Source organism: Streptomyces sp. NPDC025721, assembly GCF_055558595.1.
In genome coordinates this window covers 137,318-151,259 of sequence record NZ_JBVHMF010000014.1, presented here as the reverse complement: position 1 = coordinate 151,259, position 13,942 = coordinate 137,318, and the positions used below count along the sequence as shown (strand labels likewise).

Annotated in this window: 13 protein-coding genes; 7 read left to right on the top strand and 6 right to left on the bottom strand. The window is 72.3% G+C overall.

Features of this window, described 5'->3' with window-relative positions:
* Positions 1 to 18: 18 nt before the first annotated feature.
* The gene (locus ACZ4EF_RS21070; protein ID WP_467505979.1) at positions 19 to 780 is read left to right on the top strand and encodes a MerR family transcriptional regulator; all 762 of its coding nucleotides are present in this window, start codon (positions 19 to 21) and stop codon (positions 778 to 780) included.
* 49 nt (positions 781 to 829) lie between these two features.
* On the opposite strand, the gene ACZ4EF_RS21065 is transcribed toward ACZ4EF_RS21070, so the two are convergent.
* The gene (locus ACZ4EF_RS21065) at positions 830 to 2,086 is read right to left on the bottom strand and encodes an RNA polymerase sigma factor (protein ID WP_355343635.1); all 1,257 of its coding nucleotides are present in this window, start codon (positions 2,084 to 2,086) and stop codon (positions 830 to 832) included.
* Positions 2,083 to 2,454, bottom strand: a complete 372-nt coding sequence (locus ACZ4EF_RS21060) for a YciI family protein (protein ID WP_355343632.1) — start codon at positions 2,452 to 2,454, stop codon at positions 2,083 to 2,085. The genes ACZ4EF_RS21065 and ACZ4EF_RS21060 overlap by 4 nt, the downstream gene beginning before the upstream one ends.
* 427 nt (positions 2,455 to 2,881) lie before the next feature.
* Here ACZ4EF_RS21060 and ACZ4EF_RS21055 point away from each other — a divergent pair, with 427 nt between their 5' ends.
* From ACZ4EF_RS21055 to ACZ4EF_RS21040, 4 genes are all read left to right on the top strand, one after another.
* A complete protein-coding gene (locus ACZ4EF_RS21055) occupies positions 2,882 to 3,187 on the top strand; it encodes a hypothetical protein (RefSeq protein WP_467505977.1) in 306 nt (101 codons plus the stop codon).
* Between the two features lie 136 nt (positions 3,188 to 3,323).
* Entirely contained in the window at positions 3,324 to 4,487 is a 1,164-nt protein-coding gene (locus tag ACZ4EF_RS21050) for a glycoside hydrolase family 88 protein (RefSeq protein ID WP_467505975.1), read from the top strand.
* A gap of 221 nt (positions 4,488 to 4,708) precedes the next feature.
* Positions 4,709 to 5,947, top strand: coding sequence for an alginate lyase family protein (locus ACZ4EF_RS21045; RefSeq protein WP_391051866.1), 1,239 nt, complete (start codon positions 4,709 to 4,711; stop codon positions 5,945 to 5,947).
* A 208-nt stretch (positions 5,948 to 6,155) separates the two neighbouring features.
* Complete coding sequence (locus ACZ4EF_RS21040; RefSeq protein ID WP_467505972.1) at positions 6,156 to 6,935, top strand: alpha/beta fold hydrolase; 780 nt, start codon at positions 6,156 to 6,158, stop codon at positions 6,933 to 6,935.
* On the opposite strand, the gene ACZ4EF_RS21035 is transcribed toward ACZ4EF_RS21040, so the two are convergent.
* Positions 6,928 to 7,551 (bottom strand): thaumatin family protein, encoded by a 624-nt coding sequence (locus ACZ4EF_RS21035; protein ID WP_355343620.1) that lies wholly within the window; start codon positions 7,549 to 7,551, stop codon positions 6,928 to 6,930. The genes ACZ4EF_RS21040 and ACZ4EF_RS21035 overlap by 8 nt on opposite strands.
* Between ACZ4EF_RS21035 and ACZ4EF_RS21030 the strand changes: the two genes are divergently transcribed.
* Entirely contained in the window at positions 7,535 to 7,834 is a 300-nt protein-coding gene (locus ACZ4EF_RS21030; protein ID WP_467505970.1) for a hypothetical protein, read from the top strand. The two genes, ACZ4EF_RS21035 and ACZ4EF_RS21030, sit on opposite strands and share 17 nt — an antisense overlap.
* A 567-nt stretch (positions 7,835 to 8,401) precedes the next feature.
* On the opposite strand, the gene ACZ4EF_RS21025 is transcribed toward ACZ4EF_RS21030, so the two are convergent.
* Complete coding sequence (locus ACZ4EF_RS21025; protein ID WP_391051911.1) at positions 8,402 to 9,382, bottom strand: AraC-like ligand-binding domain-containing protein; 981 nt, start codon at positions 9,380 to 9,382, stop codon at positions 8,402 to 8,404.
* Between the two features lie 172 nt (positions 9,383 to 9,554).
* Entirely contained in the window at positions 9,555 to 10,151 is a 597-nt protein-coding gene (locus ACZ4EF_RS21020) for an HD domain-containing protein (RefSeq protein ID WP_401314105.1), read from the bottom strand.
* Positions 10,152 to 10,276: 125 nt separating this feature from the next.
* Between ACZ4EF_RS21020 and ACZ4EF_RS21015 the strand changes: the two genes are divergently transcribed.
* Positions 10,277 to 12,652: an FUSC family protein gene (locus tag ACZ4EF_RS21015; protein ID WP_467505968.1), complete on the top strand. Its 2,376-nt coding sequence runs from the start codon at positions 10,277 to 10,279 to the stop codon at positions 12,650 to 12,652.
* Here ACZ4EF_RS21015 and ACZ4EF_RS21010 read toward each other — a convergent pair.
* On the bottom strand, positions 12,633 to 13,856 hold the full coding sequence (locus ACZ4EF_RS21010; protein WP_467505966.1) for a cytochrome P450: 1,224 nt from the start codon (positions 13,854 to 13,856) through the stop codon (positions 12,633 to 12,635). The two genes, ACZ4EF_RS21015 and ACZ4EF_RS21010, sit on opposite strands and share 20 nt — an antisense overlap.
* Positions 13,857 to 13,942 lie beyond the last annotated feature (86 nt).

Genomic DNA, 13,942 nt, shown 5'->3' with positions numbered 1-13,942 from the left:
GCGAGGGGAGGCAGGGCGATGGCCTGGTCGATCGCGGACGTGGCCCGGCTGTCCGGAGTGACGTCCCGGACGCTGCGGTACTACGACGAGATCGGCCTGCTGCCCCCTGCGGGGACCGGCCGCAACGGGCACCGCTCCTACGAGCGGCGGGATCTGCTGCGGCTGCAACAGATCCTGCTGATGCGGGAGTTGGGCCTTGGCCTGCGGGACATCGCGGCCGTCCTCGACAGACAGGCGGACCGGGTGGCCGTGCTCCGGGAGCACCACCGGCGTCTGCTGGCGGAGCGGAACCGGCTCGACACCCTGGTCCGCACGGTCGGTCGCACCATCGCGGAGTTGGAGGAAGGAAAGGACGGGGACGACATGGCGGAGATCAACAGGCCGGAGAATCTTTTCGAGGGCTTCGACGCCTCGCGCTACGAGGACGAGGCGCGCGAGCGGTGGCCGCGCGAGTACGAGCGGTCCCGGCGGATCGCCGGCCCGCTCACGGCCGAGGACCAGGAGCGGACGCAGCGCGAGATCACGGCGCGGATGGTCCGCATGGCCGATTTCATGGCGGCCGGCACGCCAGTGGCCGACCCGGCGGTGCAGGCCGAGACGGATGCCCACTACCAATGGCTGTGCGGATTCTGGACCCCCAGCGCGACCGCGTACAAGGGACTGGGGCAGATGTTCACCGACGACCCGCGCTTCCGCTCGGCGTACGACAAGATCGCGGCCGGGCTGGCGGAGTACCAGCGCGACGCGATGGCGGTCTACGCCGACGCCCGGCTGAGCTGACCCACCGCTGACGCCCGTCGGGTGCGCGGTCGTCGCCGCTGTCACCCGCTCAGCGCGCGCCGGGCTTCAGACGGCTCGCGCGGGACTCCAGGAAGCGGCGCTCGGTGAGGCTGGCCGTGCCGCGCGCGGCCAGAAGATAGTGCTCGCGGGCGGCCGGGAGGTCGCCGGAGCGCTCCAGGAGATGGGCGCGGACGACGTGGAGCCGGTGGTGGCCCTCGACGCGGGCGTCGTCGTCCAAGGTGGCCAGCAGGTCGAGCCCGGCCCGCGGCCCCTGGATCTCGGCGAGGGCGACGGCGCGGTTGAGGGTGACCATCGGGTTGGGCGCGATCCGCTCCAGGATCTTGTACAGGGTGTGCACCTGGTGCCAGTCGGTGTCCTCGGTGCGCTCCGCGGCGGCGTGCGTCGCGGCGATGGCGGCCTGGAGCTGATACGGCCCGAGCGCCGAGCGGGCCATGGCCGTACTGATCAAAGCGGTGCCCTCGGCGATCAGGTCGGCGTCCCAGAGCGTACGGTCCTGCTCGTCCAGCGGGATCAGGTCGCCGCCGGGCCCGGTCCTGGCGGCGCGGCGCGCGTCGGTGAGGAGCATGAGGGCGAGCAGGCCGGCGACCTCGCCGTCGTCGGGCAGCAGCCGACCGACCACACGGGTCAGCCGGATCGCCTCGCGGGCGAGGTCGGCGCGGTGCAGCGCGGCCCCGGAAGTCGCGGTGTAGCCCTCGTTGAAGATCAGGTACAGCACGTGCAGGACGACCCGCAGCCGTTCCTCGCGCTCGCGTGCCTCGGGCAGGGTGAAGCGGCTGCCCGCCGCCTTGATCCGCTGCTTGGCCCGGCTGATCCGTACGGCCATGGTGGCCTCAGGCACCAGGAACGCGTGGGCGATCTCCGCCGTGGTCAGACCGCCGACCGCGCGCAGGGTCAGGGCGGTCTGCGAGCCGGGCGTCAGCGCCGGGTGGCAGCACAGGAACAGCAGTATCAGGGTGTCGTCACCCTCCGGCGCGCCGTCCTCGCCGGGACCCGGGCTGACGCCCGCCTCCCGCTCGGGGGACTGGGCCGCCGCGGCCGTCTCCCGCGCCTTGCGGGCGTGGTCGCTGCGGATCTGGTCGATCAGCCGACGGGAGGCAGCGGTGATCAGCCAGCCGCGCGGATGGTCCGGCACACCGTCGGCCGGCCACTTCACGGCCGCGGCGAGCACCGCCTCCTGCACGGCGTCCTCGCACTCCTCGAACTGGCCGTGCCTGCGGACCAGCACACCGAGGACCTGCGGCGTCAGCTCGCGCAGCAGGTCCTCGGTCACGGTGTCGGTGCTCACATCTCCAATTGTCCACCGGAGAACATCACCTGGCGCACCTCGATGCCCAGCCCCTCCACCTTCGCGTCGGGGATCATCGTGGCGAGCTCCAGAGCGCGCTCGCGGTTCTCGCAGTCGACCAGGTAGAAGCCGCCGAGGTATTCCTTGGTCTCCAGGTACGGCCCGTCGGTGACGACCCGCTGCCCGTCGCGGACCCGCACGACGGCGCTCTGCGAGATGTCGGCCAGGCCCTGGGTGAGGATCATCTCGCCCGACTCGGTGACCGTGTTGATAAAGGCGTCGTGGCCGCCCATGACCTCGTTGCGCTCCTCCTCGGTCAGCGCGTTCCACACCGCCGGGTTCATGTGCATGATCAGCAGAAACTTCATCGCTACTCCTCTGTCCCGCGTGGACGCCGTCCGCGGATGCCCTGCTCGGACGTCCCGCGCGTATGTCGTACGTGTGTGCCGTACGCCGAACCCCTTCCGGGTCCGTGCACCACACAGTCGGAGCCGCGGACGGCTTCTTGACATCGGCGGCGCATCGAATTCCGGCCCGTTTCGATCCGTGCCGATACGTTTCGATCCGTACCGATCCGCTCCAATACGGCCCGGTCCGGCTCGCTCCGAAAATTCTTCCAGCCGGACCTCAAGAAGCCCGTCGCCGCTCCGACCGGTGCGGGAAAGAGACCCGACACGGCGGAGGAGTGGACATGCCGGACAATGGGGATACGGGCGCGCCGGGCGGACCGGCGGGCGGCACGAGTGGCTGGGCCTGACCCTGCTCGCCCTGCCGACGCCACTGGTGGCGACGGACATGACCTCGCTGTTCCTCGCGCTGCCCCGAGTGACCGCCGACCTCGGCGCGAGCGGTGTTCAGCACCGGATGTCGGGCGCGCCGCCCGACGCGGTCCCCGCCGCCGGCCGTACGCTCGCCGGTGCCACCGCCGCCAGTGACCGGCTCCCGCCCGGTCCGGCCGCCGAGCTGGTGCGCACGGCCAGGTCGTCCTTCACCGCCGGGGTGAACCTCACCGGAGTCAGCGCGACCGGGGTTGACGTACGGCGGGCGCGGTCATCTAAGCTCCATCGAGTTCACAAGGACACTCATCGTTCATGTCCCTGAATTCGCCGGTGAGCGGGCGTCCCGTACGCGCCACCCGCGCGTCACCCGCATCGAGAGCCGAGAGCCGAGCCGTACCGACGCCACCGGCCGTCCATGCCCGCAGCGCACCTAGCACGCACGGCACTTGGAGACTCCGATGGACCGACGCCACTTCCTGATCGGCGGTGCGGCACTCGCCGCGACCGCCACCGCGACCGCGATCCCCGCCACCGCGCACGCCACCGCCCGCGCCGCGGCCTCTGCCGCCGCCCCGCCCTCCCCGGTGCTGCCCTCCAGGGCGGCCGTCGTCACCGCACTGCGCCGCGTCGCCGACCACTGGATCGGCGCCCACACCGACCCCGGCAACAACCAGTGGGCCAACGCCACCTTCTTCAGCGGCCTGACCGCCCTGTACCGGCTGACGTCCGACACCCGCTATCTGGCCTACGCGCGCTCCTGGGCCGAGCGGAACAACTACGGCCTCAACGGCGGCACGACCACCCGCAACGCGGACAACCAGTGCGCGGGCCAGGTGTATCTGGACCTGTACGAGATCGAACCCGACCCGGCGAAGCTGACCGCGATCGAGACCTGCCTGCACCGCATGGTCTACACCGACCCGGCCGGCAAGGACGACGACTGGTGGTGGGACGACGCGCTGCACATGACGATGTCGCCCTTCGCCCGCCTGGGCGTGCTGCGCGGTGACGCGAACTACCACCGCAAGCTGCACGACCTGTACCGGCACACCAAGTCGGCCGAGGGCGGCCCCGGTCTCCACGACCCGGCCACCGGGCTGTGGTACCGCGACAGGAACTTCCTGCCCGGCGGCATCCTCTCGCCCTCGGGCAAGCCCGTGCTGTGGTCGCGCGGCAACGGCTGGGTCGCCGCCGCGCACACCAAGACCCTCAAGGCGCTGCCCGCCGATCAGGCCGACACCGCCGAATACCGCGCCACGCTCAAGGAGTTGGTACGGGCGGTCGCCGCGGTGCAGCGCACCGCCGGCTTCTGGAACGTCAACCTCGCCGACCCCGCGCACTTCCCCGGCCCCGAAACGAGTGGAACCGTTTTCTTCGCCTACGGCACCGCGTACGCGGTACGCGCGGGACTCGTCGACCGGGCCACGTATCTGCCGGTCGCCGCGCGCGCCTGGAACGGCCTGCTGGCCACGGCGGTTCACCCCGACGGCACCCTCGGCTGGATCCAGAAGGTCGGCGACCGGCCGGACTCCAGCCAGCCCGTGACGTACGACAGCACGGCCGACTTCGGCGTCGGCGGATTCCTGCTCGCCGGGACCGAACTCGCGGCGCTCGCCACCTGATCGCGAGCCGGGTTCGGCCAACTCCCGCACCGCGCAGGGGCTTGACGGGGGCATTAGTCCGTACCTATGGTCTGCGGTCAGTCAAGTGTTCAGAAATGCAAGCTCGGTTCACACTCAGGAACGCCACGGTGCACACCGGGGAACACGCGCTCACCAAAGCGCTCACCCGGGAACGCGCCCGCTCACGAACAGCCCCCCACTCAAGATCGGATGGTCACCGCATGGCAGGCACCCCCACGCCCTCGCCCGCGCGCCACCGCCGCCGCGTACGGCGCCCCGTTCTGCTGGTCACCGCCGCCTGTGCGGCCGCGGCCCTTGTAACCGGTTTCTCCGCCTGGCCCGGAGGCGCCCAGCGCGCCAGCGCGGCACCGGCCGCCTTCGTCCACCCCGGAGTGACCGTCTCCGCCGCCCAACTCGACTTCGCCCGCGCCAAGGTGCAGGCCAACGCCGAGCCGTGGAAGAGCGCGTACAACCAGATGATGGCCAGCTCGTACGCCTCGCTGACCCGTACGCCCAAGCCGCGCGCGAACGTCGAGTGCGGCTCCTACTCCAACCCCAACAACGGCTGCACGGACGAGCGCGAGGACGCGATCGCGGCCTACACCGACGCCCTGGCCTGGTACTTCACCCGTGACGCGCGCTACGCGCAGGAGTCCATCAAGCTGATGGACGCGTGGTCGGCGACGATCACCCAGCACACCAACAGCAACGCCCCGTTGCAGACCGGCTGGGCGGGCTCGTCGTGGCCCAAGGCCGCCGACATCATCAAGTCGACCTACACCGGCGGCTGGCCGAACGCCGGGCGCTTCGGCACCATGCTCCGCAACGTCTACCTGCCCGAGATCATCAACGGCTCGAACAGCAACGGCAACTGGGAGCTGTCGATGATGGAGGCCGCCGTCGGCATCTCCGTCTTCCTCGACGACAAGACCGACTACGACAAGGCGATGGCCAAGTTCCGCACCCGCGCCGCGGCCTATGTCTACATCGCCGCGGACGGGGCGCTCCCCAAGACGGTGCCGAGCCAGAACCTCGACACCAAGGCCAAGATCGTCAGCTACTGGCAGGGGCAGTCCACCTTCGTCGACGGGCTGACCCAGGAGACCTGCCGCGACTTCACGCACACCGGCTACGGCATCTCCGCGATCTCGCACATCGCCGAGACCAGCCGCATCCAGGGCGACGACCTGTACGGCACGGACATCGGCGAGCGGCTGCGGCAGGCGCTCGGCTTCCAGTCCAAGTACGAACTGGGTACGGCGCCGCCGAGCTGGCTGTGCAACGGCAGTGTCAACCGCGGCCTCGGCCCGATCACCGAGACCGGCTACAACGCGCTGCACACCCGGCGCGGGGTCGCGATGACCAACACGCAGACCCTCACGCAGAACAACCGCCCCGCCGGTTCCAACAACCTCTTCGTGGCCTGGGAGACCCTTACGAACGCCGAGAACCCCAACTGACCCACGCGGACGGCGAATCACGCGAGGGCCGCGCACCCCACCGGGCTGCGCGGCCCTCGTCGCGCGCTCTGCGCGGAGCCCCGCGGCCACGGCGTCCGGCAAGCGCCTGACGGACACCGGATGTTCGGCCCCGGCAGCGGCGGCCGACAGTGTCGCCGAGAGCGAAAACCGGAGGGAATCACGCGGCGCGGTGCGTACCGTCTGCCGGATGACTCTCTCTTACGACACGGCGGGCGACGGCCCCGCACTGGTATTCCTGCACGCCGGGGTCTGCGACCGGCGGATGTGGGACCCGCAATGGCAGCCGCTGGCCGACGCCGGTTACCGCGTCATCCGCTGCGACCTGCGCGGCTTCGGCCGGACCCCCGCGCCGGACGCGCCGTACAACAACGCCGACGACGTGATCGGACTCCTCGACACGCTCGGCATCGGTCAGGCGGCGCTCGTCGGCGCCTCCTACGGCGGCAAGACCTCGCTGGAGATCGCCGCGCGCCACCCCGAGCGGGTCGGCGCGATGGTGCTGCTGTGCCCGGGATTGGCCGGGCACGAAGCCTCCGCCGAACTCGACGCGCTGGACGAACGCGAGGAGGCGCTGCTGGAGGCGGGCGACCTCGCGGGCGCCGTCGAGCTGATGGTCGAGACCTGGATCGGCCCCGAGGGCGACGAGGCCGCCCGGCGGGCCGTACGCGTCCAGCAGCGGAACGCCTACGAAGTACAGCTCGCCGCCGGGGAGTTCGACCAGCTCCGCCCGCCGTACGACCTCGCGGCGGTACGGGCGCCGTCCCTCGTCGTCTCCGGCGCCCACGACCTGGCGGACTTCCGGCAGATCGCCGCCCGGCTGCCCGGACTGCTCGCCGACGCCGGCCGCCTCGAACTGCCCTGGGCCGGACACCTGCCCAGCATGGAACGGCCCGCCGCCGTCACCCACCTGCTGAAGGACTTCCTGGGGGAGCGGTGGAGCGAGACCCCGCGCGCGCGGCTCAGGTGACGCCGAAGGTCACCCGGTAGTCGCACCGCCCCTTGCACGACATCGTCGCCGCGTCGTCGAAGGCGTACGAATAGGCGTACGGCGCGGCCTTCTTGAACACCTGCGTGTAGTCCACCGGCCACTTCGACGGCACGCAGTTCTCCCGCCCGGCCCACGCGCCTTGGCAGCAGTAGGTGTCCCCGCCGAAGGCCGCGCACGGCGGCTTGCAGCCGACGACCCGGCCGCCCGACATGGCCCGCATGGCGCTGGGGCAGTCCACCGGCTTGGTGCACGCGCCCTTGTAGCAGCCCGTCGCACTCACCGGATCGGCGGTCACGGTGTGCGAGATGTTGATGTACATCGGCAGATTCGCGCCGTCGACCATGCTCACGTCGTAGAAGTCGAGCCCGGCGTACGCGTCGAAGGTGAACTCACCCAGTGTGGTGGGCGGGTTGGCGCCCGAGCACTGCGACGTGCAGTCCCCGGTCAGGCACGCGCCCTGGCCGCCGGACGTGCAGCCGGTACGGCCCCAGATCCGGCCGCCCCATTTGTTGCCCACGGTGAGGGACGTGCTCTGCCCCGGCCGCAGCTCCCGGCCGTTCGGATACGCGGCGGTGCCGGTGACGATCGCCCACACCGTCTCCTGCGTGCGGTTGACGACGGTGATCGTCCGCCCGCCGCCCGAACCGGCCCCGGCCGCCGCTGACTTCGGCGCGGACGGCTTCGGCGGCGACGGCTTGGGACTCGGCCGCTGCGACGGGCGCGCGGTCGCCGACGGCGAGGCGGACGCGCGGGTCGCGGCCGCGGATGCCGTCGGCGACCCGGACACGGTCGGGGCCGCCGGAGCCGAAGCCGCGGCCTGGCGGGTCACCGCCTCCGTACTCGCGGACCCGTCACCGCCCGGCGAGGACGGCCAGTAGTAGACCACCCCGCTCGCGACCACGGCGGCCACGACCAGCCCCCACCAGCCCCGTACGGATCTCGTCCGCCGCCTGCGTCCCATCGTGCCGCCTCCAGCCGTGCCACGTGCATCGGTACACGTCGGAGACCCCGTGGGACGCGGCCGGATAACACAAACCGTCCGGCGACGGCATGGCGAAGGGCGGGAACACCCCCGTGGCTCCCGCCCCTGTCATTCGGACCGCAACCGCCGTCGCGCCCCGGCCGTCCGGCCGAGGCGCGGAGGAAGGGCCGGCGCCTGCCGTCCGGGATTCCGCTAGGTCTCGTCGTCGTGGAACGGGAGCCAGTTGGCGCGGCGGCGGGCCGCCTTCGGCGTGTCGATCTGCATGATCGGTTCCTGTCTGTCGGCGAACCGTCCGTGGACCGCCCTCATGGGCGACGGACGGGCCGCCCCGTGGCCGGGGTCCGCGGGTGGCGGGTCCGACCTGGGGCATGCACGTGCAAGCCTGCCGGTCACGGCGCCGGCCTGTCGTTAGCAGCCGGTCGCCTGACGACTTGGCAATGCGTCCACAACGGCCGGAGCCGCCCTAGGAACCCGCACCCGGACGTACGGACCGCTGGCGGTGGTCGGTGGGCGCCGCCCCGTGGACGGCGCGGTAGGCGCGGCTGAAGTCCGCCGCCCGCGGAAAGCCCCAGCGGGCCGCGATGAGATGGATCGGCGTCTCCAGCAGCGCCGGATCGGCCAGGTCGCGACGCGCGCCCTCCAGCCGCAGGCGGCGTATGTACGAGGCGACCGTCTCGTCCTCCGCCTGGAAGAGCCGGTGCAGGTAACTGCGCGAAATGTGGTGCACCGCGGCGATATGACGAGGCGTCAGCTCCGGGTCGTGCAGATTCTGCCGGATGAAGGACTTCACCCGCAAGGTGAGCGCCCGGGTCCGCGTCTCCGGTGTCAGCGCCGCCTCGGCGTCCAGGGCGTTCGCGAGGAGCGCCGCCACCAGGTCGACCAGCACGGCGCCCAGCCGAGGACCGTCGGAGGGCGCGTACGGCACGGTGTCCGCGGCGAGCTGGGTGAGGAACTGCGCGAGCAGCGCGCCCACGCCCTCGCGTCCGGTGATGTGCCGCCCGATCACCTTGTCCAGCCGGTGCTGCGGAAGCGGCAGCAGCACCTTGGGGATCTCGACGCCCACCGAGGAGATCGACCCGTGCCCCGTCCAGATCTCGTACGGCCGCGAGGAGTCGTTGGTGTGGATGTCGAACGCGCCGTAGGAGTTCTCCTCCCGGCCCCACGACACCCCGGCCTCACCGCTCAGCAGGAGCGAGAGGTGGTAGACCTCCGGGTCCGACTGCCGGATCAGCTTCGGCGTGCGCAGGAAGACCAGCTGCTCGAAGGTCGCGGGCCAGATCGACACCGCGCCCAGCCCGATCAGCCGCTGATGCGCCTTGAAGTCGGCCGCGCACTCGCTCTCCAGCCGCATCGGGGCGTGCGTACGGTTCATGCACTCGCGCCAGGCGTCGAATCGGTCCTCGACCGCCAGGTCCTCGCTGCGGAAGACCGTCTCCGCCAGCATCGCCACACCCACTTCCGCACCGCGACATCGCGCCGCCGACGTCGTGCCCGCCCCGGCCGTCCCGGAAAGCGGAACGTACGGCGCCGCGTCGGCGACCCCGGTGAGTTTGCCATGCGCCCCGGCGAGCCCCGCACGGCACCCGGCCGGGCCGCCGCCCCGGCACACCCTCCGGTCAGGTCCTTCGCGCGTCACCACGCCGGACGCGGTGCCCGTACTCGGCGATCAGCGGGTCGAGGTCCGGCTCACCGAATTCGGCGATCAGCGCGCGGAACGCGACCACCTTGTCCGGGCCGAACCGCGCCACCTTCCCGGCGTACGCGGCGGCGTCCAGGAACTTCGGCGGGCTCGACTTCGAATGGAACTTGTCCGCGTACATCACCAGCCGCTCCTCGACGGACTCGGCGACATACTCACCGGGCGGGATGGGCAGCCGCTGTCGCTCGATGTCGGCGCGCGTCAGCCCGACGCCGGTGTGGTGGGAGGCGAAACGGCACAGCTCCTCCGGCAGGCCCTCCGCGCGCAGCAGCTCGTGGCCGAGCACACCGTGCCGGACGTACGCGTCGTCGCCCAGCCGGTAGACACCGATGTCGTGCAGGAGCGCACCGGTCTCGACGAGCCCGGTGTCCACCGGCTCGGGCGAACGCGCGGCCAGGTCGAGGGCGATCCGCGCCACGATCTCGCAGTGGGTGCGGACGAGGGACAGGGACTCACGGGTCGGAGCGTACTTCTCGTGCAGCGCGCGCACGCTCTCGGCGGTGGGAAGAATCACTTCCGCAGCGTATGACCCGACACCCCGCGCCGGGGGCCCGCGGGCGGCCGTACGGAGTGCGATGCTCTGCTGATGACCACAGAACCGGACGCGGCGCGGCGAGCACGACGACACGGGGCACCGCCGTGCTGAACGTCCTGAACTGGCTCCGCACCCGCGACGCGGACCTGTCCGCGCTGCGCCGCGCCGGACGCGCAGCGATCGTCATGCCCGCCCTGTTCGCCCTGTGCGACAAGGTCGTCGGCAACCCGGCCATGGCCACCTTCGCCTCGTTCGGCGCGCTGTCCGGCCTGCTCTTCGTCGACTTCAGCGGCGCCATGGGCCAACGGCTCGCCGCGCAGACCGGTCTGGTGGCGGCGGGCGCGGTCCTGGTCACCGTCGGGACGCTCGCCTCGCGGACGGCGTGGCTGGCCGTCCTGGTCACCCTCGTCGTCGGCTTCCTCGTGCTGTTCGCCGGGGTCGTCAGCTCGGTGCTGGCCAGCGCCTCGACCGCGCTGCTGGTCGCCTTCGTGCTGCCGGTGACGCTGCCCGCCCCGGTGAGCGCGCTGCCCGACCGGCTCGCGGGCTGGCTGCTGGCCGGCGCGGCGTCGGTGATCGCCGTCGGCCTGCTGTGGCCCGCGCCCCGGCGCGAACCGCTGCGGCTGGCCACCGCCACGGCGTGCGCGCTGCTGGCCCGGCGGCTGCGCTCCGAGGTCGACTGCGTCCGCGGCGGCTTCGGACCGGTCGGCGCGGCCGAGTACCGGGCGCTGTCCGACGAGGCGGGCGCCGCCGTCGCCGCGCTGCGCACCTCGTTCTTCGGGACGCCGTACCGCCCCACGGGGCTGTCCACGTCGGCGCGCACGCTGGTCCGGCTGGTCGACCAGGTGGTGTGGCTCGACGCGATCCTGGAGCGCATGCCACTCGACGAGGAGCCCGGGCCGACGGACGCGGTCGTCTGCGACGTGAAGGTGGCCGCCGCGACCCTGCTCGAACACGGCGCGGCCAGCCTGGAGTCGGTCGCCGACAGCTCCGCGGAGCTGGAGCGCGACCTGCGGCGGCTGGAGGCCGCCCGCGAGGCGATGGAGACGGCCGTCACCGGCGATCTGCCGCTGCACCGGCCCCGGACGGCGAAGTCAGGCTCCGCCGACGCGCCGGGCCCGTCCGGCGCGCCCGACACCCCTGCCGCCGACGACGCCATGGCCGGAATCCTCGGCGCCCTCGAACCGAGCTTCCGCGCCCAGGAGATGAGCTTCGCGATCTCCGCCATGGCCACCAACATCGGCCTCACCGTCGCCGCCCTGCGCCGCGGCTGGTGGGACCACGTCCTGGGCCGCGGGCCCTCGGGCGTGCCGTCCTTCCTGTCGTCCGCGCAGGAACGCGCCGGGGCCCACGTCGAGCGCCACTCCGTCTGGCTGCACAACAGCGTCCGCGGCGCCATCGCGCTCGCCCTGGCCGTCCTGCTCGCCGAGTCGACCGGAGTCCAGCACTCGTTCTGGGTCGTCCTCGGCACCCTCGCGGTGCTGCGCTCCAACGCCCTGAGCACCGGCCAGAACGCGCTGCGCGGCCTGCTCGGCACGGGCGTCGGCTTCGTCATCGGCGGCGGCATCGTCTACGGCGTCGGCACCCACACCACCGCCCTGTGGCTGCTGCTGCCCTTCGCCGTGGCCTTCGCGGGACTCGCGCCCGCCGCCATCTCCTTCGCCGCCGGACAGGCCGGATTCACCACCGTCCTGCTCATCCTCTACAACATCATCGAGCCCGCGGGCTGGCAGATCGGGCTCGTCCGCGTCGAGGACGTCGCCCTCGGCTGCGGGGTCTCCCTGGTGGCCGGGGCGCTGTTCTGGCCACGCGGGGCAGGACGCGCCCTCGGCCAGGCACTGGCCGACGCCTACGAGGAAGGCGCCCATTATCTGCGCGGCGCCATCCAGTACGGCGTCGCCCGCTGTGACGCCGCCGCCCCCGCGCCCGCCACCCCGCAGGACGAGCGGCGCCGGGCCGCCGCCGCCTCGCGCCGCCTCGACGACGCCTTCCGCGGCTTCCTCGCCGAGCGCGGCACCAAGCACATCCCGCTGGCCGACGTGACGACCCTCATCACCGGCGTCGCCGCGCTGCGGCTCACCTCCGACGCGATCCTCGACCTGTGGGAGCGCGAGACCGTGACCTCGCAGGAGGACAGGACGGCGGCCCGCGGCGAGATCCTCTACGCGGGCACCTTGCTGGTCGACTGGTACGAGGCCGCCGCGCGGGCCCTCGCGGGCTCCGGCGCCGTCCCCGACCGTGCCGCCCGCGACGAGGCCGCGGACGGGCGGCTGCTCGACGCCGTACGCCGCGACCTCACCGCCGGCGACGGGCGCGGCACCTCCACCGCCGTCAAGATGATCTGGACCTTCGACCACATCGACGCGGCCCGCCGCCTCCAGGCGGGCATCCTGCGCCCGGCGCGGGCCGCCGCGACCCTGCGACAGGGCCGCGGCCCGTTCGGCCCGCGTCCGGCGCTGCGGGTCAGGTCGTCGCGGGCGTGAGGCTCAGGTCGAGCCGCTGCGGACCGCGGACGAACACCCCGCTGTCCGGGGCCGGCGTCCCGTCGGCGAAGCCCATCTCGGTGAAGGCGTCCAGGAGTTGGTTGGCGCCGACCTCCACCTCGGCCTTCGCCAGCAGCGCGCCCACGCAGAAGTGCCGTCCGAGCGCGAACGCCAGGTGGTCGGCGGCGGCGCTGAAGGCGTTCGCGGTGGTCAGGTCCGTGCGGTGGATGTCGAAGGTGTCGGGCCTGTCGTAATGCCGCTCGTCCCGGTTGGCCGCGCCGATCAGACAGGTGACCGTCGCGCCCGCCGGGATGGTGACGCCGTGGAGCGTGACGTCCTGGGCTGGCTGCCGCATGATCATCTGGAGCGGGGGAGTGAACCGCAGGGACTCCGCGAAGGCCGCCGCCACCAAGTCGCGGTCGGCCCGCACGGCCTCCAACTGCTCGGGGCTGGCCAGCAGATTGCGGAACATCCCGGAGATCGCCTTGTCGGTGGTCTCGCCGCCCGCGGACAGCAGCAGGCTCACGAACGAGGTGATGTCCTGGTCGGTCATCACCGCGCCGTCGATCTCCGCCGTGCACAGCGACGACAGCAGGTCCTCGCCCGGCTCGGCCCGCCGCCGGTGGACGATCGGCACCAGATACGCGGCCAGCTCCCGGCTCGCGCGCATCCCGGCCTCGGCGACGTCGGGGTCCTGCGCGAGATTGGCGAAGAAGCCGACCACGGCGGCGTACCAGGCGTGGAAGCGGTCGTGGTCGTCGCGGTCGAGCCCGAGCATGTCGACGATCACATTGACCGGGAAGCGGGTCGCGAACTGGTCGACCAGGTCCGCCTGTTCGGCGTCACGGAAGGCGTCGATCAGATCGCGCGCGTTGCGCTCGATCACCGGCAGGAACCGCTCCCGTAACTCCCGGCCGCGGAAGGCCGGTGCCACCAGCGCCCGGTGGACGGAGTGCTCCCGCCCGCTCATCTGCACGATGGTCCGCCCGCCGTGCACCGGTTCGAGCTGCCAGGCGTAGTTGTCGGTGGTGAACACCGGGTCGCGGAAGGCCCGTTCGACGTCCTCGTACCGCGACAGCAGCCAACTGCCGGTGCCCTCGTGGAAGACGACGGGGTAGTGCTCCCGCAGGACGCGGTAGGCCGGATACGGGTCGGCGGCGAACTGCGGCGAGAGGATGTCGGGCGGTTGCGGTATGACGGTCACGATACGTCCTCTGCTTCCCTGCTCACGGGCGCGTACGGCATGCGGGCGGTCACGACGCTAGGGCACGGCGGGCAGCCGCACCTAGG

Bases quoted from the DNA above. Each gene is read 5' to 3' on its own strand.
- ACZ4EF_RS21050 (WP_467505975.1), top strand. From the start codon at position 3,324: ATGGACCGACGCCACTTCCTGATCGGCGGTGCGGCACTCGCCGCGACC.
- ACZ4EF_RS21060 (WP_355343632.1), bottom strand. From the start codon at position 2,454: ATGAAGTTTCTGCTGATCATGCACATGAACCCGGCGGTGTGGAACGCG.
- ACZ4EF_RS21025 (WP_391051911.1), bottom strand. From the start codon at position 9,382: ATGCTGGCGGAGACGGTCTTCCGCAGCGAGGACCTGGCGGTCGAGGAC.
- ACZ4EF_RS21070 (WP_467505979.1), top strand. From the start codon at position 19: ATGGCCTGGTCGATCGCGGACGTGGCCCGGCTGTCCGGAGTGACGTCC.
- ACZ4EF_RS21045 (WP_391051866.1), top strand. From the start codon at position 4,709: ATGGCAGGCACCCCCACGCCCTCGCCCGCGCGCCACCGCCGCCGCGTA.
- ACZ4EF_RS21055 (WP_467505977.1), top strand. From the start codon at position 2,882: ATGACCTCGCTGTTCCTCGCGCTGCCCCGAGTGACCGCCGACCTCGGC.
- ACZ4EF_RS21040 (WP_467505972.1), top strand. From the start codon at position 6,156: ATGACTCTCTCTTACGACACGGCGGGCGACGGCCCCGCACTGGTATTC.